This is a genomic window from Hyunsoonleella aestuarii, assembly GCF_006148925.1.
Classification (GTDB): domain Bacteria; phylum Bacteroidota; class Bacteroidia; order Flavobacteriales; family Flavobacteriaceae; genus Algibacter_D; species Algibacter_D aestuarii.
In genome coordinates this window covers 76,773-102,385 of the sequence record NZ_VAWB01000002.1, presented here as the reverse complement: position 1 = coordinate 102,385, position 25,613 = coordinate 76,773, and the positions used below count along the sequence as shown (strand labels likewise).

The following is a 25,613-nucleotide window of genomic DNA, read 5'->3' as shown; positions in this document are numbered from 1 at the left end:
ATATTACTTAGAAAAGAATATAGATAAATCGAAATCGATAATAAAGAGAAATACCAATATTAAAACTGCAACAATTATTAAAATACGTCTATTAGCTTCCCTATCTGGGTTGTTCTTAAAATCATCTAAAGCATTATTAAACTTGTTTTTAAGTCCTGAATTGCTTCCCACCGTTTTCCTATAATCATCAAATTTATGCTTAATTTGAAACGGACTTCCCTCTTCACCACCTTTATAATAACGTGGTGTATAACTAAATTTTTTGTTTTTTCGAAGTTTTAAAAGTCCCATAATTTCTAAGCTTTAAATTAATTGATTTTCGATTCTAACCAAAACATACAAATCAATAATAATACCAAAACTATAATTAATGTTCGCAACGAGATTGTTCCTCTTCGCTTCCTTGGTCTTAACTCTTTCCACCTGGAAACAAAATCTGGTTTATCAACAGATTTGTCAATGGATTCATGCTCATTATCATGAGAAAACCTCGGTTTATAATTAAAGGTTCTATGCTTTCGTTGCTTAAACAAAGTCTAAAGTGCTTATCCCTCAAAAATACTTAAAATGTAACAGAAAGACAGAGTAGAAATGCTAAAAATTGTTAACAAAAAAACAGTGTAATATCCAAAAATATAAAATTCCAAATACCAATCGCCTTACATATTAAAGACTAATGTATTTGGTATTTAAAATACTCTAACTGTTTTTACGAAGTTCCGCCATTTTTATAGCAGCAATAGCAGCTTCGGTACCTTTATTACCATGCTTCCCTCCGGATCGTTCTTGTGCTTGTTGTAAATTATTATCAGTAAGCACACAAAATATTACTGGTGTCTCACGAATGACATTCAAGTCTTTAATCCCTTGCGAAACAGCTTCACAAACAAAATCGAAATGTTTTGTTTCTCCCTGAATAACACTACCAATTGCAATTACGGCATTTACCATTTGCTCTTGCATTTTTTTGCTTCCATAAATAAGCTCGAAACTACCTGGAACATCCCAACGAACAATATTACTTGGCAAAACACCATTGTCTATTAATGCATTATAGGCCCCTTGATATAATCCTTCGGTAATGGTATCGTTCCATTCTGAAACAACAATCCCAAACCGAAATTTATTCGCGTTTGGGATTGTTGTTTTATCGTAGTCTGATAAATTTTTATTTGCCGTAGCCATATTATTTGTTTGCCATTACTTGCGCTTTACCTATAAACACATCAACTGTAGATGCCTCGGTTGAATTAGGGTAGTCATTCTTAATACGCTCAAAATAACCTAAAGCCTTATCAGCTTGTCCTAAATCTAATGCAATAGTTCCAGCTTTGTATAAATACATTGGTGTTGTATACTCATTACTGCGCATTTGAGCAGCTTGTTCATAATAATCTAAAGCATCTTCCGGCTGATTCAATTGAACAAAGGCGTCTCCTATATTTCCTTTTGCCAAGGGAGCTAATATCTCATCATCACTTTTAAAATTACCTAAATGCTCAACTGCATTTTTGTAATCTTTAAGTCGTAAATAGGCCGTTCCAGCATAATAGTTTGCAAGGTTTGCGGATTGGGTACCACTATACTCATTAATAATATCTAACAAACCAAATTTTCCTTCACCTCCATTTAATGCTAAATTATAAAGCGAATCCTTTTCAGTTCCATTTACTGCTTCATTAAAGTATTTCTGAGCTTGAAACATATCATTCATAGCCTCTACTTGCTTAGGTTTTGCTATATACTCATTATACCCTAAGTACCCTAAAACTATAGCTGCGACAATTCCTATAATAACAAAAATGTATTTTTGATTTTTTTCAACAAACGCTTCCGTTTTAGAAGCAGTTTCATCTAAGGTGTTAAAAACTTCAGCTGTAGTAGATCCTTCTTCTATATTTTGCTCTTTCGCTACCTTTGTTTTCGGTTTATATCCTCTTTTATTATAAGTTGCCATATATTATATATTAATGCGCCGCAAAAATATAATTTTTCTTCATAACTAAAAGGTAATTTATTTGATATTTTTCAATAATTTGCACTTCTTTTCGGAGCTAACCACGCAAGAATAGGTTTAAGTTATCTTTTTTATGATTTTAAAATCACTTTCACTTCTCAATTATAAAAATTTCGATAGCAAATCGTTTGACTTCAACAATAAAATAAATTGTATTGTAGGCAACAACGGCATTGGAAAAACGAACGTATTAGACGCCATTTATCATTTATCTTTTGGTAAGAGTTATTTTAACCCTGTTGCTACCCAAAACATAAAACATGGTCAAGAATTTTTTGTAATTAATGGCGACTATCAAAAGCTCGAAAAGATCGAAAAAATAATTATAAGCCTAAAACGAGGTCAAAAAAAAATTATTAAACGAAATGCTAAAGCCTACGATAAATTTAGTGAACACATTGGTTTCTTGCCTTTAGTTATAATTTCTCCAGCGGATAGGGATCTAATAGTTGAAGGTAGCGATATTCGAAGAAAATTTGTAGATAGCGTTATTTCTCAAAGTGATAAAAGCTATCTCGATAATTTAATAAAGTATAATAAAGTTTTAGCGCAACGAAACGCTTTGCTCAAATACTTTGCACTTAACCACACATTTAATGCAGACACTATTGATGTATATAATAGTCAGTTAAATGATTATGGCGCGAAAATATTTGATAAGCGGCGTGCATTTCTAGAAGTTTTTGTTCCTATTTTTAAAGCCAGATATGAAGCCATTAGCAATGGAAATGAAACCGTTGGGTTAGTCTATAAAAGTGATTTGTTTGATGATAATCTTTACAACCATTTAAAAGCAGTTATTAATAAAGACAAAGCACTACAATATACTACTATAGGTATTCATAAAGACGATTTACAATTTAATATTGAAGAACACCCAATTAAAAAGTTTGGTAGTCAAGGGCAACAAAAGTCATTTTTAATAGCCTTAAAATTGGCCCAATTTGATTTTATAAAAGAACAAAGTGGTGTAAGCCCTATTCTATTATTAGATGATATTTTTGATAAATTGGACGAACAGCGCGTTTCAAAAATTATTAAATTAGTTGATGATGAAAATTTTGGGCAAATTTTTATTAGTGATACTCATGCTGATAGAACTGAAAATGCTGTTAAACAAGTACACCAATCTTACGAGATCTTCAAATTATAAAAACTATGGCTAAACGCAACAACGATCATATAAATATTCAAGATGCTTTAAAGGAGTTTGTGGAAACAAACAAGCTTGAAAAAGGTTTAGATAAGGTAAATGTTAAAGATGCTTGGGTAAAACTCATGGGTAACGGTGTAAATAATTATACAACGGGCATTCAACTAGAACGCAATACACTTTTTGTTCAATTGAGTTCAAGTGTTTTAAGGGAAGAGTTAAACTACGGCAAACAAAAAATTATTTCAATGCTTAACGAAGAGTTGGGTAAAGAAATTGTTAAGAAATTGATATTACGGTAATTACACCTGAAAAATAATTATAAAAAAGATAAATAAAAGAACAATACTATAGTTATTTACATTATCTTTGCCCCTTAATTATTTTAATACAAATACAATGAGTAAAGGTACCGTAAAATTTTTCAATGACTCTAAAGGTTTTGGATTCATCATTGAAGAAGACAACAACAAAGAACATTTCGTACACATTTCAGGACTTATCGATGAAATTCGTGAAGGTGACAATGTAGAATTCGATCTACAAGAAGGTAGAAAAGGATTAAACGCCGTAAACGTAAAAGTAATCTAAGATATATACTTTAACAATTACAATTAAAAGTCTATCATTTATTTGATAGACTTTTTTTGTGATATTAAGTTTCTGCAATTCTTAAATAAAAAACAGAAGCCAGCAAATTGCAGGCATGTTATATAATATTTTGGTTTAAACTAGAAAATCTCTCTTCCAGAAAAATGAAATGCACTTTCAATAGCGGCATTTTCATCACTATCACTTCCATGTACAGCATTTTCACCCATTGAAGTTGCATATAATTTACGTATTGTCCCTTCAGCTGCATCAGCAGGATTAGTTGCTCCTATTAAAGTTCTAAAATCTTCAACAGCGTTTTCTTTTTCTAAAACTGCTGCCACTATTGGTCCACGTGTCATATACTCTACTAACTCACCAAAAAATGGACGTTCGTTATGAATTGCATAAAAAGTTTCTGCATCACCTTTAGTCATTTGTGTTAACTTCATTGCCACAATTCTAAATCCAGAAGCCGAAATTTTATCCAATATTGCACCAATATGCCTTTTTTCAACTGCATCTGGCTTAAGCATTGTAAATGTTCTATTTGTTGCCATTATATTTCTATTATTTTTTTGCAAAAGTAACTTATTTCCATTTATAAACAAGGTGAAGCAATTTTAAAAAATTGTATATTCGTCATCTATGAACAGCGAAGAAATTCTGAGTATAAAGCAACTACTCTCAACAAAAAAAAAGATTGTAATTATTCCTCATAAAAACCCCGATGGAGACGCTATTGGTTCTACCTTAGGGTTATACCACTATCTTTTAGAGTTGAATCATGATGCAACCGTTGTAGTGCCTAATGATTTTCCAGATTTCTTAAAATGGATTCCTGGAGCAGACAGTATTTTAAGACACAATGTTCAAACTGAAACCTGCGATAGCTTAATAAACGAGGCGGATATTATTTTCACTTTAGATTTTAATGCTTTTCATAGAACTGGTAGCATGGAATCTGTTCTTTCAAGTAGCAATGGATTAAAAATAATGATTGATCATCATCAGGCGCCCGACGATTACGCTACATATATGTTTAGTGATGTAGGCATGAGTTCCACTTGTGAAATGATTTATCACTTCTTAGATATGTTAGATGCCACAGACAAGATTGACACTAATATTGCGACCTGTCTTTATGTTGGTATCATGACTGATACTGGGTCTTTTAGGTTTAAATCTACTACAAACACAACCCATAAAATTATCGCAAAACTTATTGAAAAAGGAGCGGACAATTCAGAAATTCATAACAACGTTTATGATACAAATAGTTATGAACGTTTGCAGCTTCTTGGATGTGCTCTTAGTAATTTAAGAGTAATTCCAGAGCATAAAACAGCATATATAAGTTTATCTCAAGACGAGCTTCAAAAATTTAACTATAAAAAAGGAGATACCGAGGGTGTTGTAAACTATGGATTATCTTTAAAAAATGTTGTATTAGCTGCTATATTTATTGAAGATAGAAAAGAAGGAATTATAAAGATTTCATTGCGCTCTAAAGGTGATTTTTCGGTTAACGAAATGTCTCGAAAACACTTTAACGGTGGTGGACACACTAATGCGGCTGGCGGTAAGACTTTTAAATCTTTAAAGGAAACCATTGAAGATTTTATTAGTATATTGCCTAGTTATAATAAAGCCCTAAACGATGAATAAACTAATAATCATAGCTCTTTTGGCTCTTTCTTTCGTAAGTTGTAAGACACCTGAAGCACGTAAACCAGTTACTGTAAAAACAGGTTCTTTTATTGATGACTCTGTTGAAAGAAACATCAAACTGAATGCGCAAGAAAAAACGAGTATTGTTAAAGTAATGGAGGAGCAACCAGAAATCGAATATATAGCCTCAGAAAGTGGTTTTTGGTATTACTACAATACAAAATCTGAAATCGATTCTTTATCTACTCCAGTTTTTGGAGATGTAATAGACTATAATTACAATGTAAAATCGCTTAATGGGACTCTCGTTTATTCTAAAGAAGACCTACAAACGCAACGTTATGTGATGGATAAGCAGGAATTATTTACTGGTTTGAGAGAAGGTTTGAAGTTAATGAAAACTGGCGAAACCGTTACTTTTCTATTCCCTTCTCAAAAAGCCTATGGCTACTATGGCGATCAAAACAAAATTGGCAGTAACATGCCGTTAATTTGTGAAGTTACTGTACTTTCTATAACAGAAAATCAATCAAACTAGTACCAGTCAAATGCAGCATTCAATTAAATTTTTACTCTTTATTTTCATTATTAATCTTAGCTCATGTAAAGCACAATACCCAGAACTTGAAGACGGTATTTATGCAGAATTTGTGACAACTAAAGGAATCATGGTCGCTAAATTAGAATACGAAAAAGCACCTATTACTGTAGCTAATTTTGTTTCGCTCGCAGAAGGTACAAACACTATGGTCGATAGTGTCTATAGAGGAAAACCGTTTTATAATGGATTAACGTTTCACCGCGTAATGGATCAATTCATGATTCAAGGAGGAGACCCTTTAGCTAATGGACGAGGCAACCCTGGTTATAAATTTAATGACGAATTTCATCCAGACTTAAAACATGACAAACCAGGTGTTTTATCGATGGCGAACCCAGGTAAAAACTCAAATGGAAGCCAGTTTTTTATTACTGAAATACCAAAACCACATTTAGACAATGTTCATAGTGTTTTTGGAGAATTAGTAATTGGCCTAGATATTCATGATTCTATATCTAATGTAAAAGTAGGAAGAGGAAGTAAGCCTCTCAAGGACATTGTTATTAATGAGTTAAATATTATAAGAAAAGGGAAGTCAGCAAAATCTTTTGACGCCCCAGATATTTTTGAAAATCATTTTGCAGAAGTTGAACGCCTTGAAAAAGAAAAAGCGGAAAAGGCATCTAACATTTTAAAAGCTACCAAGGAAAAATTTGAAGAACAAAGAGCTAAAGCCATAAAACTTCCTTCTGGATTAGAATATTTTATTACAGAAAAAGGTAGCGGAAATCAATTAAAAGAAACATCGAAAGCATTAACCCACTACGCTGTTTATTTTGAAGATGGTAAGCTACTTCAAACAAGTAAGTTAGAAACAGCGGAAGCGCTTGATGCTGTAAATGAAAAACAAAAAGAAGTGGGTGGCTATAAACCAATCGAGGCAGATTGTGGTCCAGATGCAAGAATGATTCCCGGATTTAAAGAAGGATTGAAGCAATTGCAGGTTGGTGACAAAGCTACGTTGTTTATTCCATATCATTTGGCTTATGGAGAAGCCGGTGGAAATGGCATTCCTCCAAAATCTAATATTATTTTTGAAGTAGAAATTCTTGAATTAATTAAATAGCAGACGTATAAACTTATGTATATATTAAAATTCGACTGGAATCCAGTTACTGGAATAGACATTGTAGGTAATTTTAAATTACACTTTTACAGCCTTATGTGGGTAGTTGCTTTTGTAATTGGCTGGTACATTATGAAGCGTATTTTTACCAAAGAAAAAATATCACTCGACTATCTTGATCCGCTTTTTATTTACACAGTTTTGGCAACAATGATAGGTGCTCGCTTGGGCCATGTATTGTTTTATCAATCGGAATTAATCTCTCAAGACTTCTTTAGCATATTTCTTCCTTTCAAGTTTAAGGGTGGTTTCGAGTTTACAGGATTTCAAGGTTTGGCAAGCCATGGAGCCGCTATAGGTATTATAATTGGCATGTATTTATACAGAAGAAAGTATAAATATAAATCGTTGTTATGGGTTTTAGACCGCGTTGTTATTTCTGTGGCTTCAGGTGCCGTGTTTATAAGAATTGGAAATTTTATTAATTCTGAAATAATAGGAAAAGTGACCGATTCCGACTTTGGGGTCAGGTTTATTCAAGATCAATATTATAAGAGTCAAATTACACAGCTAACAGGAATTAAAGATGTACAGAAAGCTTATAATGCTGTAACGGATAATCCACAGTTTTCTGAATTACTAGAAGCAGTACCATACAGACACCCGTCGCAGTTATATGAATCGTTTTCATACATATTTGTATTTTTAATATTATGGTATTTTTATTCTAAAACAAAAAAAAGTGAGCAAACTGGTTTTCTTTTCGGATTATTCTTAATTCTTCTTTGGACGGTGCGGTTCTTTGTAGAATTTGTTAAAGAACCTCAAGGTGATGAATACATAAATTGGTTTGGTTTTAATACTGGACAATGGTTGAGTATACCGTTCATAATTATTGGATTATATTTTATGTTTGTTTATAAAGCAAAATCCTCTAAAAGCTAGCATGCGTTTTTACCGAATAAAATTATTTGCTTTCATCTTAATAGTTGGAACATTGGCTATAAGTTTTTCATCCTGTAAACAGGATAAAAAAGTAATTAAACAAACCGAAGTGTTTTTCAAGAAAGAAGGTGAACTTACTCTATATAAAATTACCTCAGATTCAACCTTGATTGAATTCGATATTGAATTCGCAGATACCGAATATGATAGACAAACGGGTTTGATGTATCGCAATTCCATGAAAGATAATCAAGGTATGCTATTTGTTTTTGAAGATGAACGAAAACGGTCTTTTTACATGAAAAACACGAAAATAGCTTTAGATTTAATCTATATAAATGACAATAAAAAAATCGTAAGTTTTCAAAAAAACGCAAAACCTTTCAACGAAACCTCCTTACCTTCAAATGCACCAGCAAAGTATGTTTTAGAAATTAATGCTGGTTTAACAGATACCTGGAACCTAAATATAGGAGACAGCTTGTCATTCAATTAATCTTTTAGAAGATCTGCTAAAGCTGGTCTTAAATGATGGAACCTAAAATAAAAGCCTTTATTTTCTATTTTTTTTGAACTTACACGTTGACTATCAAATAATATCGTGTGCATCTCGCCCAAAACAAGTTTCATGAAGAACCTTGGGATATTAGGTAAAAATACTGGCTTATTTAAAACCTTACCAATAGTTTTTATTAATTCGTTATTGCTAACAGGGTTAGGCGCTACCCCATTAAATACGTGATGTATCCGTTTTTCAGCAACATACAAAAACATGTTAGCTAAATCTTGAATATGAATCCATGATTGCCATTGTTTTCCGCTTCCAAAAGCAGCACCCAAACCAATCTTTATAGGTTTTACCATTTCTTGCAAAGCACCTCCTCTATTAGACAACACGAGTCCTATTCTAATTTTAGAAACTGTAATATTTAATTCTGAAAAACCATCAATGGCTTGTTCCCAAGCTTGCACAACACGACCAAGAAAGGCATCATTATAAGCATCGTAAGATTGATCGTAATAATTAACCAAAGAATCTGGATAAATTCCAATTGCACTTGCTGAAACTACCTGTTTTATGTTATGAGGTATGCTCTTTAAAGTATGTATTAAAAGCTTTGTGGGTTCTATTCTACTACTAAGAATTTCTTTTTTGTAAGTTTTAGTCCAACGCTTCGTAACAGTTGCACCAGCTAAATGGATTATAACATCTACATCATTAAAACATGATATATCGATTTCTTGTGTTTTTGGATCCCAATGAAATCCTTTATAATTTTCCGTTTGTTGAATTTTGGATATCCGAGTAGTTAAGTAGTTAACTTCTATACCTTTCTCATGACATAGTCTAACAATTTCTTGCCCAATAAGACCCGTTGCTCCTGTTATTAAAACACGCATTTTTCTTTTTTTTAATAAAGTTACAAATTGGGTTTTTGTATTACTAAGGTTTTATGTTAGGTTTAACAGAACAAGTAGGCTTAAACTTTCAAATATGTATAATACATGAACTAATCAAATTAAATTCGATTGTTATTTACTTTTAACTGCACGCAACATTTCTCTTTTCCCAGGAGGACCAGGTAGTTTTTGTACTTTAAACCCAACCTCTTGCATCGCTCTACGAACACTACCTTTTGCAGAGTACGTGACTAAAACACCATCATTTTTGAGGGCGATGTACATTTGTTTAAATATTTTTTCAGTCCATAATTCCGGTTGAACGCGAGCTCCAAAAGCATCAAAATAGATTATATGAAATTTATCTATATCTTCAATTTGATGAAAAAATTTCTGCTCTTTTTTAAGTAAAAAATAGGGCGACACTTGCTGTTCGATCTCCCAATCTATTTTATGAAGAACTTTAAATACCTTATTTTGGTTAGATACCTTTAATTTTTCAGGATAATTGAGTTGTGATATTTCATTTAAATCTACTGGATAACCTTCAACACCAACATAATTAATAGTCACCTCAAGCTTTTCAGCTTCAAGAAGTGTGATAAAAGCATTTAAACCAGTTCCGAATCCAATTTCCAGTATTGAAATTGGATCTTCAATTCTTTCAGAAGAAAAAAAATGTAATCCGTGTTTTATAAAAACATGATATGCTTCTTGAATGGCTCCGTGCTTCGAATGATATTGCTCTTCCCACGCTGGTAAATGTATTGTTGATGAACCATCTCCCGTAATAACAACCTGTCGCTCCAAAATTATTGAATTACTAAAACACCATCAGCCTCAAAAGAAAAGGTCCTTTCAGGCTTGGTAATTTGAGCTACCTCTGCCTCAGATTTTCCAGCGTCCTCAGCATAGTGCCTTAACTCATCAACTGAAACTTCTTTAACATAGGCCTTACCATTAATAATAACCGCTTTACCAGAAATATCCTTAGGCACAAAAAAGTCATAATCTTTAAATTTTACCATAACTTCATTCCCATTTTCTAAATTAAGGGTCATCCAACAACCTTTTGCCTGACAAACTTCTATAACCTTGGCCTGCATTTTTGAATTAATACTATCACCAACTTGCATGCTTTCAAAATGATTCGCCATTGAGGAAGACGCTATAGCATCGTCCGGAATAATTGTTTTTCCAAAAGATTGGTATTCAGGTTTTTGAACAACTACTGCCTCCTGAATAGCCTCAGCACTTTTCTTTTTGCAAGAAATTAACACTAAAACACTAAGAATTAATAAGGTAATTCGTTTCATGATATGAATATTTCAATTTTAAACGATTTATGTAAATATACCCCTTTTTTAAAAACGTTTTTACATAAATTTGTATTAATAAATGACTTGACTTATGAACGCTATAATCAATGATATAGAGGTTATAAAGACTAAATCTTCCAAGATTAGCGAGGTTGACTTTAGCAACTTGAAATTTGGAAACACATTTTCTGACCACATGTTAGTATGTGACTATAAAAATGGTAAGTGGCAAGCTCCAAAAGTAGTCCCTTATCAGCCAATTTCTTTAGATCCTTCGGCTAAGATTTTTCATTATGGGCAATCTGTTTTTGAAGGAATGAAAGCTTATAAAGATGCTAACGAAAATGTCTGGTTGTTTCGCCCATTAGATAATTTTAAGCGTCTAAATATTTCATCTAAGCGTTTAGCTATTCCGGAATTGCCAGAAAACTATTTTATGGATGGTTTGAAAACCTTATTACAAGTTGACAGCAATTGGATACCAAAAGACGAAGGAAGTTCTTTATACATAAGACCTTTTGTATTTGCATCTGGTAATGGTTTTCATGCCTCACCTGCAGATGAATATAAGTTCATAATAGCAACAGCCCCTTCAGGAGCTTATTTCTCTGGAAAAGTTCGCGTTTTAATTGAGCAAAAATATTCTCGTTCTGCCAATGGTGGTGTTGGATTTGCTAAAGCTGGAGGAAACTATGCTGGTCAATTTTATCCGACGCAATTAGCGGTTGAAAAAGGCTACCAACAAGTTATATGGACTGATGACAATACACATGAGTATATTGAAGAAGCTGGTGCAATGAACATTTTTGTTCGTATCAACGATACTCTAATTACTGGTCCAACAAGTGATAGAATTTTAGATGGTATTACAAGAAAAAGCATCATCCAATTAGCAGAATCTGAAGGCATTCCTGTTGAAGTAAGAAAACTTTCGGTACATGAAGTGGTTGCTGCTGCTAAGGATGGCTCGCTTAAAGAAATGTTTGGTGCTGGAACAGCTGCTGTTATTTCTCCTATTGCTGGTTTTGGATATAAGGATGAAGACTATGATTTACCAGAACTTGAAGACACATACGCGGCACATTTAAAAAAGCGCATTACAGACATACAAACTAATAAAACTGATGACCCGTTTGGGTGGCGCTATGAGGTTAAATCTTAAATATTAACAAAACGAAAAAGAGAAGCTACTTAGCTTCTCTTTTTTTATTCTTCTAGAATAGATTCTATATTAGGCTTGAAATAATTGGGGCCTTTTAAAACCTTTCCATCCTCTCGATAAATAGGCTGACCATCTTCACCCAGTTTACTCATATTACTTCGCTGAATTTCATCAAAAACTTCCTCAATTTTATGCTGCAAACCATGTTCTATAATAGTACCGCATAAAATATAAAGCATATCTCCTAAAGCATCGGCCACCTCAACCAAATCGTTGTTATTTGCAGCTTCTAAATATTCTTCATTCTCCTCTCTCATTAATTTATAACGCAGCATATTTTTAGCCAAACCTAAATCTGCTTTCGGTGTTTCTCTATGTCCTATTTTAAATGCGGTATGAAATGACTTTACTGCTTCAATTTTATTTTTCATCTATTTGGTTTTCATTAAATTTGCATAAAAGTAACTATATGTTCAGTAAAGGTCAAATCATTTTTGGAGTTTTATTCTTCATTGTTTTCTCAATAATTATTGCCTTTACATATCGTAAAGATTTAAAACTTCACAAGCGGTTTTATGCAGGCAGCGTTTGGGTTTTAATAGCCTTTATTGCCTTTATCCTATTTATTACTGCTATTAAGTTTATCTTCAAATAGAACTTAAATTTAAAACTTTACAAAAATTGATTCAATCGTTGGTAGGTAAAAAAAACATTAAACTGTTATATAATAAAGCCCTGTAATTAAGACGCAACCAATTGATTTAATTTGCATCTTTTTTAATGACTAAATATAACTAACTATGAAAATACTTTTTCTTGTTATAGCTCTTATTATTATTAATCTAATTTTACTCGTGTTTAGCGTAAACAAAAAAACAGACCCTTGAAAAAGAATCTGTTTTTATTTAAAATATCTGCTGTTTTTTAATTTACCAGCGGCAAGAAATTATAACGTTTGCTATAATCTAACATTTGTCCAGAAAAGGTTTCTGGTTGCGTTACTTTTATCCCCGTTACTTCTCCCACTTCATTAGTCTCTGGTACTAAAACTGGGTTTACAAAACCACTGTATGGTGGAGATGGAAACTGTTTATTTCTTTCCAAAACTTCGGCATGAATATCTTGGTCTACCTTTACACCATAACCTTCTACCAAAGCCTCAACTGCAGCATAATCACCTTCAGATTTTATACGCTGTGTTTCTCGTAGTAACTGCCCAAATAAATCGTGAAGCTTATCATAATCATTAATATTAAAATAGGTTTTTCCATCACGAGTAACTTTTTCAATCACATTGTCTGCTTTACCTTTTTCAAAAGCCCATGCTGAAACCCATTGTCTGTTGCGCATGTGAGCCTCTTCAACATCATCACCTAAGTTTAAGCGTATTAATTGTGTCATTAATCCGTTTCTTATATACCCATCGTAAGCCGCTTTTCCAATTGATTTCCAATCATCAACCAAACCTAACTCTTGAATCTTTGAATCGTATAAATAATACAAACCAACCAAGTCGGCACGCCCTTCTTCTAAAGTAGAAGCATAATTTCTCAAAGTCTCTTTTGTTTCTCCTACTCCAGGGTTTAACTGCCCCGAAGCATGCCCTATTACTTCATGTAAAGCCGTATGCAATTTATCGGCTAACTGTCCGTACTTCTCTTCTAACTGGTGTTCCTCTTCATCATGAACAAACTCTTTAAGACGTCCAGAACTTGCGGCATTATTATATGCATTTGTTATATTTCCTAATGAAACCGACTTGCTTCCAACTGCTTTTCTAATCCAATTGGCATTCGGTAGATTCACACCAATAGGTGTGCTGGGTGAAGCATCACCAGCTTCTCCAGCAACAGTAACAACCTTATACGTAACGCCAACAACATTTTTCTTTTTATGTTCATCCATTAAAGTAGAATTATCTTCAAACCACTGCGCATTTTCAGATAAAACAGCCATTTTTTGAGACATGTCAAAATCATTTATTTGTACGATAGTCTCATAAGAACCTCTATAGCCTAATGGATCGTTGTAAACCTCAACAAACCCATTGATGTAATCAATATCTCCTTCGGTTGCCTTAGTCCAAGCAACATTATAATCGTCCCAAGTTTGTAAATCACCTGTTTTGTAGTAATCTATTAGTAAACCAAGTGCATTTCCTTGAGCTTCATTCTCAGCAACTCCTTTTGCTAACTCTAACCACTTAATAATCTCATCTATAGCGGAACCATAAAGCCCTCCAGATTTATAAACACGCTCTTTAAGTTCGCCACCTTCTTTAACCAATTGAGAATTTAAACCAAATGATAGTGGCTTTTCTGGATCTCGAGATTGTTTAGCTTTATAAAAACTCTCAACATCCAAATTCGTAACACCTTCACCATAAAAGTTAACGGCAGATAAAGCGACATTATCCACTCCTTTTGCTTGATTAACCTTCTTACTATCTTCATCATTGAAAATAACATTGAAAGCATCTCCATCTAAAGTTGTTTCTGTATCTGTTAGTAATTGATTCAAATAGTCTGATGAAAAAGCGGGCTTTAATTTATCGTTTGAATAGTGATGATGTATTCCATTACTAAACCAAACACGCTTTAAATAAGTTTCGAAAGCCTTCCAATCTTCCGAAGTTTTATTACCATTATATTTTGCATAAACACTTTCAAGCGCTTTTCTTATTTTTAGATTATGCTTATAATTTTGATCCCACATAATATCTCTACCGGATAATCCTGCTTGAGTTAAGTAATAAACAAGTTTTTGTTGTTGCAACGAAAGTTTCTCCCATCCAGGGATTTGATACCGTAAAATTTTAATGTCTGCAAATTGTTCAACATTAAAGTTGAATTCAGTAGGTTGTGCTTTTACAGGTTCTTCTTGTTTTTTTGTTTTATCATTCGCGCATGAATACAGAAAGATAACAACTAACAAGATAGTTGAGATTGTTTTTAGTTTCATAAAATTAGTATTAAATGTTGTTCAAAAATTCAACAAAACAAACCCTTTAAATTATTGATTAACCTAAAAAAGAAGATTTTGATTATTGAATATTTATTTTTTGAACAGCAAATGTAATAATTTATTAACTGAAATCTAAAAATCATTATATTTGATTTTAAAGTGTCTAAAAATTATTTTTCATCATGAATGCATTCAAATACATCTTTTTTTTATTATTAATTGCTATCATAGGAACAGCCATTTATATCGCAGTTCAACCAGATTCTTTTGATGTAACAAGAAGTAAAACTATTAAAGCCCCTGTTTCGGTAGCTTATAATAATGTTATTGATTATAAGAACTGGGAAGCATGGTCGCCTTGGGTTGAAAAAGAGCCAAGTACAGTTATTACTCTTAGCGAAGAAACAAAAGGCATTAATGGATCTTATTCATGGAAAGATAAAGATGGAGTTGGTACTATGACTACTACCGCTGCAGAAGACAATAAATCCATAACTCAACAAATGCAATTCGCAGACTTCCCTCCTTCTGAAATAAACTGGACGTTTACTCCGAATGATGATGGAACTACTCAGCTAAGTTGGAGTATGAAAGGAAAAGATTTACCATTCGGCTTTAAAGCCTATACCGCTTTTACAGGAAGCATGGATGAGCAAGTTGGTCCAGATTTTGACCGCGGACTTGAGAAATTAGATAGCATATTAATTGCAGACATGAAAAAATATAAGGTTACCGTTAATGGTTTAACGGAACATGGCGGGGGCTATTATTTATACGCTACAACCTCTTGTAAGATAAGTGAGTTAGAAAGTAAAATGCAGGAACTAATGCCTAAAGTTAGAATGTACGCTACAAATAATAATATAAAAATGGCTGGCGCGCCTTTTACACATTACCATAAATGGGATGAAGCCAATAATGCTGTTATGTTTTCGGCTTGTGTACCAACTATCGAAAAAGTTATTACTACAGATAGCGATATTTTAACTGGACAATTAGAACCATTTAAAGCAGTTAAAACAAGTCTTAATGGCAACTATGATAACCTAAAGGAAGCCTGGGAAACTGTTATGAAATATATTCCAGAAAACGGTATGCAGTTTGCCGAAACTGGTCCAATGCTTGAAGTCTATCTTACTGACCCTTTGAGTAAGCCGAACCCTGCAGATTGGATTACCGAAATTTACATCGCCGTAAAATAAAATGAAACAAGTTTTACTAGTTTTTGTTGGTGGTGGCTTTGGAAGTGTACTTCGCTATATAATTGGAAAATACTTAAACAGCACTCAAACAGGTATTCCCTACGGCACCTTTGCCACAAATATTTTAGGTAGCTTGCTTATTGGAATAATTTTAGGCTTAGCAGCTAAAAATAATTCGTTATCACAAAGTCAAACTTTGCTTTTAGCAACAGGGTTTTGTGGTGGTTTTACAACATTCTCAACCTTTGCTTACGAAAACCATGTATTCCTAAAATCTGGAGACTTTACAAGTTTTGCACTTTATACTATTGGTAGTTTTGTTGTTGGGTTTCTGGCGGTTTTTTTGGGGATGTTTTTAGTGAAATAACTTAATTGTATCATGAAAGGCATTCGAGAACATCATAAAAGAGCAATAAAAAACTTAACTAAAGAATATGAAAACGACCAACGTTTTTTGGCTTTAATCATAGGTGGATCTGTTGCTAAAAACTTAGCCAGAGAGGATTCTGACGTTGATTTTATGATTGTAGCTACCGACGAAGAATACGCCCATCGAAAAGCTAAAAATGACCTATTTATAAACAGAACAGATCTTTGTGATTATCCTGGTGGTTTTGTAGATGGTAAGGTGATTAATTTGAATTACCTTATAGCTGTTGCTAATAAAGGTAATGAGCCTTCTCGTGCAGCTTTTGATGGTGCGTTTTTAGCTTTCTCTAGTATAGATAATTTAGAAACCATTGTAGAAAGCATTGCTGTTTACCAAGAAGAGGGACATAATAATCGTATAAAATCGTTTTATTCCATGGCATTCATTCAAAATTGGCTTATGGGAGAGGCAGATCGACATGACAATGTTTACACCAAGACAAGAGCTGCATCACAACTCGTTTTATTTGCTGGTCGGCTTATACTTGCCCATAATCGTATACTTTACCCTTATCATAAGTGGTTTATGCAATATCTCGATAAATGCACAGAGAAACCCACAGATTTTAAGATGAATATTGAACGATTGTTAAAACATCCTAACTCAAACACAGCAGGTAATCTATTTCAAGGTCTAAAAAGCTTTAAAGATTGGGGTGTTACCGATTACGAAGCGTATATGTGGTTTATGGAAGAAGTTGAATGGAGTTGGATGAAAAATGAAACGCCATTGGAGGACCTTTGATATGTTCATAAGTTCGTTCCTAATGCTTGTCAAAAGCCATTACACCAGCCTTTATTCTAGTCTTTAAATAATTTTTTCTAGGCACTATAGGACATGAATATTTATCGTTGTAGGCACAGTATGGATTATAAGATTGATTAAAATCAATCATCATAGTATCACCTTCAACAATTCTAGCATCAATATAACGCCCTCCGCCGTAGCTTTCCAATCCGTTTGTTTCATCTAAGAATGGCAAAAACAGGTAATCTTCATAACCTTCTTTTTCAATCAAACTTTGATTCTGATATATGTTTAAAGTGAAGCTTTCGCCTTTTAAATAAAAATCCAATTCGCCAAACTTTACATAAATTGGTCGCCTTTCTGTAGTGGTTTTCATTTTAAAAGGCTTCTCATCGGGTGTTCTTTTAAATTGAGCTTTCACTATATAAGAGGAATCAAACTTAAAAAACTCTAATCCATCAAAACCCCTGCGGTCACTGTCTTTTAATGGTGAGGTAGATGCATCTTTAAACTTTGAGTTCTGCTCTTTTTGAAACGCCGTTTCCCCTTTAATTTGTCGCTTCTTTTGAGCACAGCTTGTAAAACATACAATAGATATAAAAACAGATATTGCGAATTTCATTTTAAAATAATTTGATTTCAAAAATACAACTTTAGAAAATTTTACATAGCTTTGAGCTTTCAAAAGAAATAAAAATGCGTAGTAACGTCACAATTTATAGAAAGCAATGGACCTCTTGTTTAAATACAAGGAGTTGGGCTTATAATATGTTGTGGTGATAAGAGTATAAACTATTACAATATTTTAAAAGTCCGACTGTGAAGTCGGACTTTTTATTTTTTAGTCTATTGACGATTTTAATTAAAACCAATATATGAAAACTGAAACTTAGAACTCATGAAAACATTATTCAACAATTACTTAGATACTTTTAAAGGCTTATCCACAGAGGTTTGGTGGTTATCACTTATTACGCTTATTAATAGAGCTGGAACCATGGTCATTCCTTTTCTATCATTGTATCTAAGAGAAAGCTTAGATTTCTCTTTTAGTGATGTTGGTTGGGTAATGAGTGCTTTTGGATTAGGTTCTGTTATTGGTTCATGGTTAGGTGGCAAACTGACTGACAAAATAGGATACTACAAAGTTATGGTGTATAGTTTACTCGGAACAGGAATTCTGTTTATAGCATTACAATTTCTAACGACTTTCGTTACCTTTTGCTTAGGAATATTTCTAGTAATGTTAGTAGCAGATATGTTTCGACCGGCCATGTTTGTTGCGCTAAGTGCCTACAGCAAACCTGAGAATAAAACACGATCTGTTACCTTAATTAGATTAGCCATAAATTTGGGGTTCTCAGCTGGACCAGCAATAGGAGGTATAATTATAACTACTCTAAGTTATGGTGGTTTGTTTTGGGTAGATGGCATAACCTGTATTGCGGCAACTTTTGTATTAATTAATGTTTTGAATCCAAAAACAGCTAAGACTCTCGATACAGTTAAAACAGAAAATCCAAAATCAGCTTATGCAGATAAAGCGTTTCTCATTTTTTTAGTAGCTATGGTGTTATTCGGCATTATATTCTTGCAATATTTTTCTACCATGCCATTATACTATAAAGATGCACACATGCTAACTGAATTTGAAATTGGAGTGCTTTTAGGCATGAATGGTTTTATAATTTTTGTGTTTGAAATGCCTTTGATAAAATGGTTAGAAAACACAACATTTACAAAATCTGGACTCATGCTTTTTGGAGCCATATTAACAGGATTAAGCTTTTTAATATTAAATATGTCTAGTTGGATTGGTGTTGTCATAATTGGCATGTTGTTAATGACTTTTGGTGAGATGATTGCTTTTCCATTTTCGAACGCTTTTGCTATGGATAGAGCGAAAAAAGGCAACCAAGGAGAGTATATGGCATTGTATTCTATTTCATTTTCCATAGCGCATATCTTTGGACATAACATGGGGTTGCAAATGATTGATAATATAGGATTTGACAACACCTGGTATATCATTACAATACTTGCTGCACTTTGTGTATTTTTACTATTCCTATTAAGTCAATTTTTGAATTTTAAAAAGAAACAAAAAGGAAAACGTAAAGAAGAAGAAACCGAGACATTATGGATTTAAACCAAATTACCATTCCATCTTTAGATGTTGCTAAAGCGACCGAATTTTATAAAACCATGGGATTGCATCTAATTGTTGATGCAATCCCAAATTATGTAAGATTTCAATGCCCTTCTGGTAACAGTACATTTTCTATTCACCATGTTGATGCCATACTAGAAAATTCTGGAATTAGCATTTATTTTGAAAATGAACACTTAGACAAACTGGTCGATGAGCTTATGCAAAAAGGAATTGTATTTACTGAATTGCCCGAAGACAAATCTTGGCTATGGCGTGAGGCTCGTTTAAAAGATTTAGATGGAAATACCATCATTTTATATCATGCTGGTGAAAATAGGCTAAACCCTCCATGGCGAATCAATTAGATTATGAAAAAAAAACTATTTGTTATAATTCCATTTATTCTTTTAGCTTGCAATTCATCAAAAGAAAAGAAAAACAATGACTCAGTTGAACAAAGTAAGGTTGTTGAAAAACAACTGCCACATTTAGAATCTAATCGTTATAATGTTGCTTTCTTAATTATGGATGGTGTTTATAATACAGAGCTTGTAGCTCCTTTTGATATATTCCAACACACTATTTTCAGAGACAGTATAAAAGCTATGAATGTATTTACAGTTGCAAATACAGATAAAGCAATTACAACTTTTGAAGGTATGCGTATATTACCTGATTTTAATTATGTAAAAGATTCACTGCCGAAAATTGACATTTTAGTGGTTCCAAGTGCAGAGCATCATTTAGATACCGATTTGACAGATACAACCATGATTAATTTCGTAAACAAAGTGGATAAACAGGCTAAATTTATCACATCGCATTGTGATGGATCTTTTGTTTTGGCAAAAGCTGGGCTTTTAAATAATGCTGTTTCAACAACTTTTCCCAGTGATATTGATAAAATGAAAGCTATGTTTCCGGAGTTAGATATAAGAAAAGACGTGTTGTTTGTACACGATGGCAAGTATATTACCTCTGCTGGTGGAGCAAAAAGCTTTGAAGCTGCTTTATATTTATGTGAATACTTATACGGTAAAGAGGTTGCAATTTCTTTGGCTGGAGGATTAGTAATAGATTGGAATTTAGATAAAGTTCCACATTTAATTATTAAATAGGAATAACCTGCTTTTGTTTTATTACTCGGGATAAAACTATTTGAGTTTTTGATTCACCATAACTTATAAGTTGATCAATAAATGCTTCAAGATGCTTTTGATTTTTTAAAACCACTTCCATCACTATATTTTCATCTCCGGTAATGCGGTAACAATTTATAACCTCATCATAAGTTTTTACCTTGTCTAAAAACGGTTTCAATTTTCCCATAAAAGCCCTTAATGTAATTATTGCTTTAAGCTGGTATCCTATTTCAAAAGGAGAAACAATAGCTTTATATCCCTCAATGATTCCCAAATCTTCCATTTTTTTTATACGCTCGGAAACTGCAGGAGAGGTTATACCAACTTGCCTCCCAATTTCAGCATTTGAGAGACGTGCATTCTGCTGTAAACACTTCAATATTCCCATGTTAAGACTATCTAAAATCATTTGAAAGTATTTTAACTATAAAAAATTAATATTTAAAGTAAATATACGATTTTACTTTAAAACCTAAAGTAAAATATGCTTTCTTGTGACTAATTTTGAATAAATTGCTTATTGAAATTGAATATGATATCTAATACCCCACTAAATCTATCGGAATTACCGATTTATAAAAAAGCTCAAGAAATTTTTGCTCTATCACAAAATATTTCAACCTATTTGAGTCATGATTTATCTTCCTTAAGATCTGATGGTTCAGAAGACTCCGATATTTACTTTTCTGGAGATATCGTACAGCAATCAGTTTCATTGGCTCCAGAAATTCTAAATGCAGAATTAGAACGTAATTCTGAAAGAAAATATAAGCACCTAGCTTCTTTAAAACACCTTACTAATTTGTTATACAAAAACTCTTATAGACTAGAGCGCTCAAACAGTAACGGAAAAGATTTTTTACCTATTTTAAGAAGCGAATTAAAGAAATTCAAGAAGCTACAAAGCTCTTGGATGCTTACATTGTAAATAAACACGTCTAGTTTATTTTCTCATATTTTTCAGCACAACCTTCAATACAAAAATACCAAATCACCAAACGACCATCTAAAGTTAGATTGAAGGATATCGTTGCCTCCGAAAATTCACAATCATCTGGATATATCGTTCCTTCAAACTGTACATCAGCTCGTGGATCATCAATAAATTCATATGTCCCAAAGGACTCAGGGTTAACTGTATTTCCTATAAAACACATGTTTCCATTTAACTTTACAGTGCCATTGCTTAAAAACTCAAATGTTCTATCACTGATTATAGGTTGAAAAGTGCCACTACCATCTCCTGGGTCTATTAATTGTTCTATCATTCTCCATTTTCAAACAATTTGAGTTTCATATTTAGGTATACCATCATCTGATATACAACTAAAACATATAGCAGTAATAAAAAAAGTAAGCAGTATGTTTTTCATTAATAAAACAGTTTAGTTTTAAATAGAGATGATGAAAACTCGAATTGGTTGCGTTTATTTTTTTATCAATTAGGCAATACTTCTAAAATGCTATGAATAAAAGATTCACACTTTTTGAAAAGCCAAAAAGTGGTTCTCTGCTTACATGTTTCGGCGATACTGCCCTCCTACTTCAAATAACGCATTAGTAATTTGCCCTAATGAACAAACCTTACAAACCTCCATAAGTGTTTCGAATATATTCTCGTTATTTATTGCTTTAGCTTGCAGGGACTTTAATAAGTCTTCAGTGTCATGAGTTTTATGCAAATTTTTTAAAGTTTGTATTTGCAGTTCTTTTTCTTCTTCCGTTGCACGAATTACTTCAGCAGGTAAAACTGTTGGTGATCCTTTACTACTTAAAAACGTATTTACACCTATAATTGGAAACTTACCATTGTGTTTTAATGTTTCATAATACAAACTTTCCTCCTGGATTTTACTTCGCTGATACATGGTTTCCATAGCGCCTAATACGCCGCCGCGTTCAGTAATTCTATCAAACTCCAACAAAACGGCATCCTCTACTAAATCTGTAAGCTCTTCAATAATGAATGACCCCTGAATTGGGTTTTCATTTTTTGCTAAGCCGAGTTCTTTATTAATTATCAATTGAATAGCCATGGCACGACGCACAGATTCTTCAGTGGGAGTTGTGATAGCTTCGTCGTAAGCATTGGTATGAAGGGAATTACAATTATCGTAAATAGCATAAAGTGCCTGAAGTGTTGTTCTTATATCATTGAAATCAATCTCTTGAGCATGAAGACTTCGTCCTGAGGTTTGAATATGATATTTCAACATTTGCGCTCTTGGATCGGCATTATACTTGAGCTTCATAGCCTTAGCCCATATTTTACGAGCAACGCGACCAATTACAGCATATTCGGGGTCAATACCGTTTGAAAAGAAAAAGGATAAATTAGGACCAAACTTATTAATATCCATACCTCTACTTAGGTAATACTCAACATAGGTAAAACCGTTTGATAAGGTTAAAGCAATTTGTGTAATTGGGTTAGCCCCAGCCTCTGCAATATGGTAACCTGAGATAGAAACCGAATAAAAATTTCTAATATTATTTTCAATAAAATATTCTTGTACATCACCCATTAATCGCAGTGCAAATTCTGTTGAAAAAATACAAGTATTTTGAGCTTGGTCTTCTTTTAAAATATCTGCTTGCACCGTACCTCTAACTTGCGCGATAGTGTTCTTTTTAATTTCATCATAGACTTTAACCGGTAAAACTTGATCGCCAGTTACGCCTAGAAGCATTAATCCAAGTCCGTTATTTCCTTCTGGTAATTTCCCATTATATTTAGGACGCTCTATGTCTCTATATAGATTTGCTATTTTCTTCTGGACTTCTTCTTCAAGTCCATTCTGTTTAATGTATATTTCACATTGCTGATCTATAGCGGCATTCATAAAAAAGCCCAATAGCATTGGTGCTGGACCATTTATGGTCATACTTACCGAAGTTAAAACGTCGGCCAAATTAAAACCAGAATACAATTTTTTAGCGTCATCTAAACAACAGATAGAAACGCCGGCATTTCCGATTTTCCCATATATATCAGGACGATTATCGGGATCATTTCCATAAAGTGTCACACTATCAAAAGCAGTAGACAAACGCTTAGCAGGCAATCCCATACTCACATAATGAAACCGTTTATTTGTACGTTCTGGAGCGCCTTCACCTGCGAACATTCTTGCAGGATCCTCACCTGTGCGCTTAAACGGATATAAACCAGAAGTATATGGAAATTCTCCAGGTACATTTTCCTGTAAACACCACTTCAAAATATCTCCCCATGCTTGGTATTTTGGTAAAGCTACTTTTGGAATTTGGGTGTGGGATAATGACTCTGTATGCGTTTCAATTTTAATTTCCTTTTCTCTAACTTTAAATGAATAAATTGAGGCTTTATATTTATTAACTTTTTCTTCCCATCCTGTGATGATTTCCCAGTTGTGAGGATCCAGATTTAGCTTAACACGATCAAACTCCCCAACTAAAAGCTCAATAAAATCTTTATCTTCTGAAGTTTTATTAAAAGCATCATCTAATCCCGATTTAGCCAATTCAATTTTAAGTCCGGTAACCGATTCAATAGTTTTATAAATGCCGTAAAGCTTTTGTGCAACATCAGTTTGTTCAATAACTTTCTTATCGTAAGCCCTGTTGCTTTCAGCTATTTCAGATAAATAACGTGTTCTAGCAGGAGGAATAACAAAAATCTTTTCACTCATTTCATTTGAAATTGAAAATGTAGATTTCAAATCTGAACCAGCTTTTTCAACCAACTTGTCCATAACAGCTTTGTAAAGCGTGTTCATTCCAGGGTCATTAAATTGAGAAGCAATAGTTCCAAAAACAGGTAACTCTTCTTGCGGAACATCCCAAAGATTATTATTGCGCATGTACTGCTTTTTCACGTCTCTTAGTGCATCTAAAGCACCTCGTTTATCAAACTTATTTATAGCTACCAAATCCGCAAAATCCAGCATGTCAATTTTTTCTAGCTGCGTAGCGGCACCAAATTCTGGAGTCATCACATAAAGAGAAACATTTGAATGTTCAATAATTTCGGTATCCGACTGACCGATACCTGATGTTTCCAAAATAATTAAATCAAATTCAGCTGCCTTTAAAACTTCAACAGCCTCATTTACATATTTTGAAAGCGCCAGATTAGATTGACGCGTTGCTAAACTTCGCATGTAGACTCGCTCGTTATTAATGGCGTTCATTCTAATTCTATCACCTAGCAATGCTCCTCCTGTTTTCCGTTTTGAAGGATCTACAGATACAATCCCGACTGTTTTCTTAGGAAAATCAAATAAAAAACGTCTAACCAATTCATCGACTAAACTTGATTTACCCGCGCCACCAGTGCCTGTAATACCTAAAACTGGTGTATTCGAGTCTTCATTTTTTGTGTGAATATTATTTAAGGTTTCCTTTGCTACCTCGGGAAAGTTTTCGGCAGATGATATTACCCTTGCTATTGAAGCTTGATTTTGATTTTTTAACTCATCCAAACCGATTTCTAGCTTATCGCCAATAGCAAAATCAGATTTTTGAACCAAGTCATTTATCATGCCTTGAAGTCCCATTTCACGACCATCATCTGGAGAATAAATTCTGGTAATGCCGTATTCCATTAATTCTTTAATTTCCGAAGGCAAAATAACGCCGCCGCCGCCGCCAAAAATTTTAATATGTTCAGATCCCTTTTCTTTAAGTAAATCAAACATATATTTAAAGTATTCATTATGTCCGCCTTGATAAGAAGTCAAACAAATAGCATTTACATCTTCCTGAATGGCAGTATTAACAACTTCTTCAACACTTCTATCATGCCCCAAATGAATAACTTCAACACCAGTAGCTTGAATTATACGACGCATAATATTAATTGAAGCATCATGTCCATCAAATAACGATGCAGCTGTTACAATTCTAACTTTACACTTAGGTTTATAGGGTGTTTGTTGTGTCATTCGTAATAAAACTTGTTTTTAATGTCTGCAATTTACGAAATATTCAAAAATAACACACGATAACAGTTAATCATTCAAATTTATTTAAGAAAGATAATTTTGAATGTTTTTAGATTAATTTTATG

At 33.2% G+C, this 25,613-nt stretch carries 30 protein-coding genes; 16 read left to right on the top strand and 14 right to left on the bottom strand.

Going from position 1 to position 25,613, the window contains the following annotated elements:
• Positions 1 to 3: 3 nt before the first annotated feature.
• The 4 genes from FEF17_RS10090 to FEF17_RS10075 all read right to left on the bottom strand — a co-directional run bounded on the left by FEF17_RS10090 (position 4) and on the right by FEF17_RS10075 (position 1,957).
• On the bottom strand, positions 4 to 291 hold the full coding sequence (locus FEF17_RS10090) for a riboflavin synthase subunit beta (protein WP_139002281.1): 288 nt from the start codon (positions 289 to 291) through the stop codon (positions 4 to 6).
• Between the two features lie 17 nt (positions 292 to 308).
• Positions 309 to 533, bottom strand: coding sequence for a hypothetical protein (locus tag FEF17_RS10085; protein ID WP_139002280.1), 225 nt, complete (start codon positions 531 to 533; stop codon positions 309 to 311).
• A 166-nt stretch (positions 534 to 699) separates the two neighbouring features.
• The gene (ribH, locus tag FEF17_RS10080) at positions 700 to 1,185 is read right to left on the bottom strand and encodes a 6,7-dimethyl-8-ribityllumazine synthase (RefSeq protein ID WP_139002279.1); all 486 of its coding nucleotides are present in this window, start codon (positions 1,183 to 1,185) and stop codon (positions 700 to 702) included.
• Between the two features lies 1 nt (position 1,186).
• Positions 1,187 to 1,957 (bottom strand): tetratricopeptide repeat protein, encoded by a 771-nt coding sequence (locus FEF17_RS10075; RefSeq protein ID WP_139002278.1) that lies wholly within the window; start codon positions 1,955 to 1,957, stop codon positions 1,187 to 1,189.
• 133 nt (positions 1,958 to 2,090) lie between these two features.
• Between FEF17_RS10075 and recF the strand changes: the two genes are divergently transcribed.
• From recF to FEF17_RS10060, 3 genes are all read left to right on the top strand, one after another.
• The gene (gene recF / locus FEF17_RS10070) at positions 2,091 to 3,170 is read left to right on the top strand and encodes a DNA replication/repair protein RecF (RefSeq protein WP_139002277.1); all 1,080 of its coding nucleotides are present in this window, start codon (positions 2,091 to 2,093) and stop codon (positions 3,168 to 3,170) included.
• Positions 3,171 to 3,175: 5 nt separating this feature from the next.
• A complete protein-coding gene (locus FEF17_RS10065) occupies positions 3,176 to 3,472 on the top strand; it encodes a DciA family protein (RefSeq protein ID WP_139002276.1) in 297 nt (98 codons plus the stop codon).
• Positions 3,473 to 3,569: 97 nt separating this feature from the next.
• The gene (locus FEF17_RS10060; protein WP_139002275.1) at positions 3,570 to 3,761 is read left to right on the top strand and encodes a cold-shock protein; all 192 of its coding nucleotides are present in this window, start codon (positions 3,570 to 3,572) and stop codon (positions 3,759 to 3,761) included.
• 140 nt (positions 3,762 to 3,901) lie between these two features.
• On the opposite strand, the gene FEF17_RS10055 is transcribed toward FEF17_RS10060, so the two are convergent.
• Positions 3,902 to 4,321 (bottom strand): nucleoside-diphosphate kinase, encoded by a 420-nt coding sequence (locus FEF17_RS10055; RefSeq protein ID WP_139002274.1) that lies wholly within the window; start codon positions 4,319 to 4,321, stop codon positions 3,902 to 3,904.
• Between the two features lie 88 nt (positions 4,322 to 4,409).
• On the opposite strand from FEF17_RS10055, the gene FEF17_RS10050 reads away from it, so the two are divergent.
• Genes FEF17_RS10050 through FEF17_RS10030 form a run of 5 tightly spaced genes read left to right on the top strand, consistent with a single transcriptional unit; the run spans position 4,410 to position 8,540 of the window.
• Positions 4,410 to 5,429, top strand: coding sequence for a DHH family phosphoesterase (locus tag FEF17_RS10050; protein WP_139002273.1), 1,020 nt, complete (start codon positions 4,410 to 4,412; stop codon positions 5,427 to 5,429).
• Positions 5,422 to 5,970, top strand: coding sequence for a gliding motility-associated peptidyl-prolyl isomerase GldI (gene gldI / locus FEF17_RS10045; RefSeq protein ID WP_139002272.1), 549 nt, complete (start codon positions 5,422 to 5,424; stop codon positions 5,968 to 5,970). The genes FEF17_RS10050 and gldI overlap by 8 nt, the downstream gene beginning before the upstream one ends.
• Positions 5,971 to 5,980: 10 nt before the next feature.
• The gene (locus FEF17_RS10040; RefSeq protein ID WP_139002271.1) at positions 5,981 to 7,099 is read left to right on the top strand and encodes a peptidylprolyl isomerase; all 1,119 of its coding nucleotides are present in this window, start codon (positions 5,981 to 5,983) and stop codon (positions 7,097 to 7,099) included.
• Between the two features lie 15 nt (positions 7,100 to 7,114).
• Entirely contained in the window at positions 7,115 to 8,044 is a 930-nt protein-coding gene (gene lgt / locus FEF17_RS10035) for a prolipoprotein diacylglyceryl transferase (RefSeq protein ID WP_139002270.1), read from the top strand.
• A 1-nt stretch (position 8,045) separates the two neighbouring features.
• Entirely contained in the window at positions 8,046 to 8,540 is a 495-nt protein-coding gene (locus FEF17_RS10030; RefSeq protein WP_139002269.1) for a DUF192 domain-containing protein, read from the top strand.
• Here the strand turns inward: FEF17_RS10030 and FEF17_RS10025 are convergent.
• From FEF17_RS10025 to FEF17_RS10015, 3 genes are all read right to left on the bottom strand, one after another.
• Positions 8,537 to 9,445, bottom strand: a complete 909-nt coding sequence (locus tag FEF17_RS10025; protein ID WP_139002268.1) for a TIGR01777 family oxidoreductase — start codon at positions 9,443 to 9,445, stop codon at positions 8,537 to 8,539. The genes FEF17_RS10030 and FEF17_RS10025 overlap by 4 nt on opposite strands.
• Positions 9,446 to 9,577: 132 nt before the next feature.
• Complete coding sequence (gene mnmC2, locus FEF17_RS10020) at positions 9,578 to 10,255, bottom strand: tRNA (5-methylaminomethyl-2-thiouridine)(34)-methyltransferase MnmC2 (protein ID WP_139002267.1); 678 nt, start codon at positions 10,253 to 10,255, stop codon at positions 9,578 to 9,580.
• A gap of 2 nt (positions 10,256 to 10,257) precedes the next feature.
• Positions 10,258 to 10,761 carry a DUF4920 domain-containing protein gene (locus FEF17_RS10015; RefSeq protein WP_139002266.1) on the bottom strand — a complete coding sequence of 168 codons (504 nt, stop codon included), beginning with the start codon at positions 10,759 to 10,761 and terminating at the stop codon, positions 10,258 to 10,260.
• 94 nt (positions 10,762 to 10,855) lie between these two features.
• On the opposite strand from FEF17_RS10015, the gene FEF17_RS10010 reads away from it, so the two are divergent.
• The gene (locus FEF17_RS10010) at positions 10,856 to 11,926 is read left to right on the top strand and encodes a branched-chain amino acid aminotransferase (protein ID WP_211342476.1); all 1,071 of its coding nucleotides are present in this window, start codon (positions 10,856 to 10,858) and stop codon (positions 11,924 to 11,926) included.
• Between the two features lie 44 nt (positions 11,927 to 11,970).
• Here FEF17_RS10010 and FEF17_RS10005 read toward each other — a convergent pair whose 3' ends face one another.
• A complete protein-coding gene (locus tag FEF17_RS10005; RefSeq protein WP_139002265.1) occupies positions 11,971 to 12,357 on the bottom strand; it encodes a pyrophosphohydrolase domain-containing protein in 387 nt (128 codons plus the stop codon).
• Between the two features lie 493 nt (positions 12,358 to 12,850).
• Positions 12,851 to 14,887, bottom strand: a complete 2,037-nt coding sequence (locus FEF17_RS09995; protein WP_139002263.1) for a dipeptidyl-peptidase 3 family protein — start codon at positions 14,885 to 14,887, stop codon at positions 12,851 to 12,853.
• A gap of 185 nt (positions 14,888 to 15,072) precedes the next feature.
• Between FEF17_RS09995 and FEF17_RS09990 the strand changes: the two genes are divergently transcribed.
• Genes FEF17_RS09990 through FEF17_RS09980 form a run of 3 tightly spaced genes read left to right on the top strand, consistent with a single transcriptional unit; the run spans position 15,073 to position 17,266 of the window.
• Positions 15,073 to 16,092 (top strand): SRPBCC family protein, encoded by a 1,020-nt coding sequence (locus FEF17_RS09990; RefSeq protein WP_139002262.1) that lies wholly within the window; start codon positions 15,073 to 15,075, stop codon positions 16,090 to 16,092.
• A gap of 1 nt (position 16,093) precedes the next feature.
• Positions 16,094 to 16,459, top strand: coding sequence for a fluoride efflux transporter CrcB (crcB, locus tag FEF17_RS09985; protein WP_139002261.1), 366 nt, complete (start codon positions 16,094 to 16,096; stop codon positions 16,457 to 16,459).
• Between the two features lie 12 nt (positions 16,460 to 16,471).
• Entirely contained in the window at positions 16,472 to 17,266 is a 795-nt protein-coding gene (locus tag FEF17_RS09980; protein ID WP_139002260.1) for a nucleotidyltransferase domain-containing protein, read from the top strand.
• Between the two features lie 19 nt (positions 17,267 to 17,285).
• On the opposite strand, the gene FEF17_RS09975 is transcribed toward FEF17_RS09980, so the two are convergent.
• Complete coding sequence (locus tag FEF17_RS09975; RefSeq protein ID WP_139002259.1) at positions 17,286 to 17,891, bottom strand: DUF1684 domain-containing protein; 606 nt, start codon at positions 17,889 to 17,891, stop codon at positions 17,286 to 17,288.
• Between the two features lie 276 nt (positions 17,892 to 18,167).
• Here FEF17_RS09975 and FEF17_RS09970 point away from each other — a divergent pair, with 276 nt between their 5' ends.
• Genes FEF17_RS09970 through FEF17_RS09960 form a run of 3 tightly spaced genes read left to right on the top strand, consistent with a single transcriptional unit; the run spans position 18,168 to position 20,539 of the window.
• Positions 18,168 to 19,418: an MDR family MFS transporter gene (locus FEF17_RS09970; protein ID WP_139002258.1), complete on the top strand. Its 1,251-nt coding sequence runs from the start codon at positions 18,168 to 18,170 to the stop codon at positions 19,416 to 19,418.
• Entirely contained in the window at positions 19,409 to 19,786 is a 378-nt protein-coding gene (locus FEF17_RS09965) for a VOC family protein (RefSeq protein ID WP_139002257.1), read from the top strand. The genes FEF17_RS09970 and FEF17_RS09965 overlap by 10 nt, the downstream gene beginning before the upstream one ends.
• Positions 19,787 to 19,789: 3 nt before the next feature.
• Positions 19,790 to 20,539, top strand: a complete 750-nt coding sequence (locus FEF17_RS09960; RefSeq protein WP_139002256.1) for a DJ-1/PfpI family protein — start codon at positions 19,790 to 19,792, stop codon at positions 20,537 to 20,539.
• Here the strand turns inward: FEF17_RS09960 and FEF17_RS09955 are convergent.
• Positions 20,532 to 20,972: an Lrp/AsnC family transcriptional regulator gene (locus FEF17_RS09955; RefSeq protein WP_139002255.1), complete on the bottom strand. Its 441-nt coding sequence runs from the start codon at positions 20,970 to 20,972 to the stop codon at positions 20,532 to 20,534. The two genes, FEF17_RS09960 and FEF17_RS09955, sit on opposite strands and share 8 nt — an antisense overlap.
• A 123-nt stretch (positions 20,973 to 21,095) precedes the next feature.
• Between FEF17_RS09955 and FEF17_RS09950 the strand changes: the two genes are divergently transcribed.
• The gene (locus FEF17_RS09950; protein ID WP_139002254.1) at positions 21,096 to 21,491 is read left to right on the top strand and encodes a hypothetical protein; all 396 of its coding nucleotides are present in this window, start codon (positions 21,096 to 21,098) and stop codon (positions 21,489 to 21,491) included.
• Between the two features lie 10 nt (positions 21,492 to 21,501).
• Here the strand turns inward: FEF17_RS09950 and FEF17_RS09945 are convergent, their stop codons facing one another.
• Both FEF17_RS09945 and FEF17_RS09940 read right to left on the bottom strand, forming a co-directional pair.
• On the bottom strand, positions 21,502 to 21,831 hold the full coding sequence (locus FEF17_RS09945) for a hypothetical protein (RefSeq protein ID WP_139002253.1): 330 nt from the start codon (positions 21,829 to 21,831) through the stop codon (positions 21,502 to 21,504).
• Between the two features lie 246 nt (positions 21,832 to 22,077).
• Positions 22,078 to 25,488, bottom strand: a complete 3,411-nt coding sequence (locus FEF17_RS09940; protein WP_139002252.1) for a methylmalonyl-CoA mutase family protein — start codon at positions 25,486 to 25,488, stop codon at positions 22,078 to 22,080.
• Positions 25,489 to 25,613: the final 125 nt, after the last annotated feature.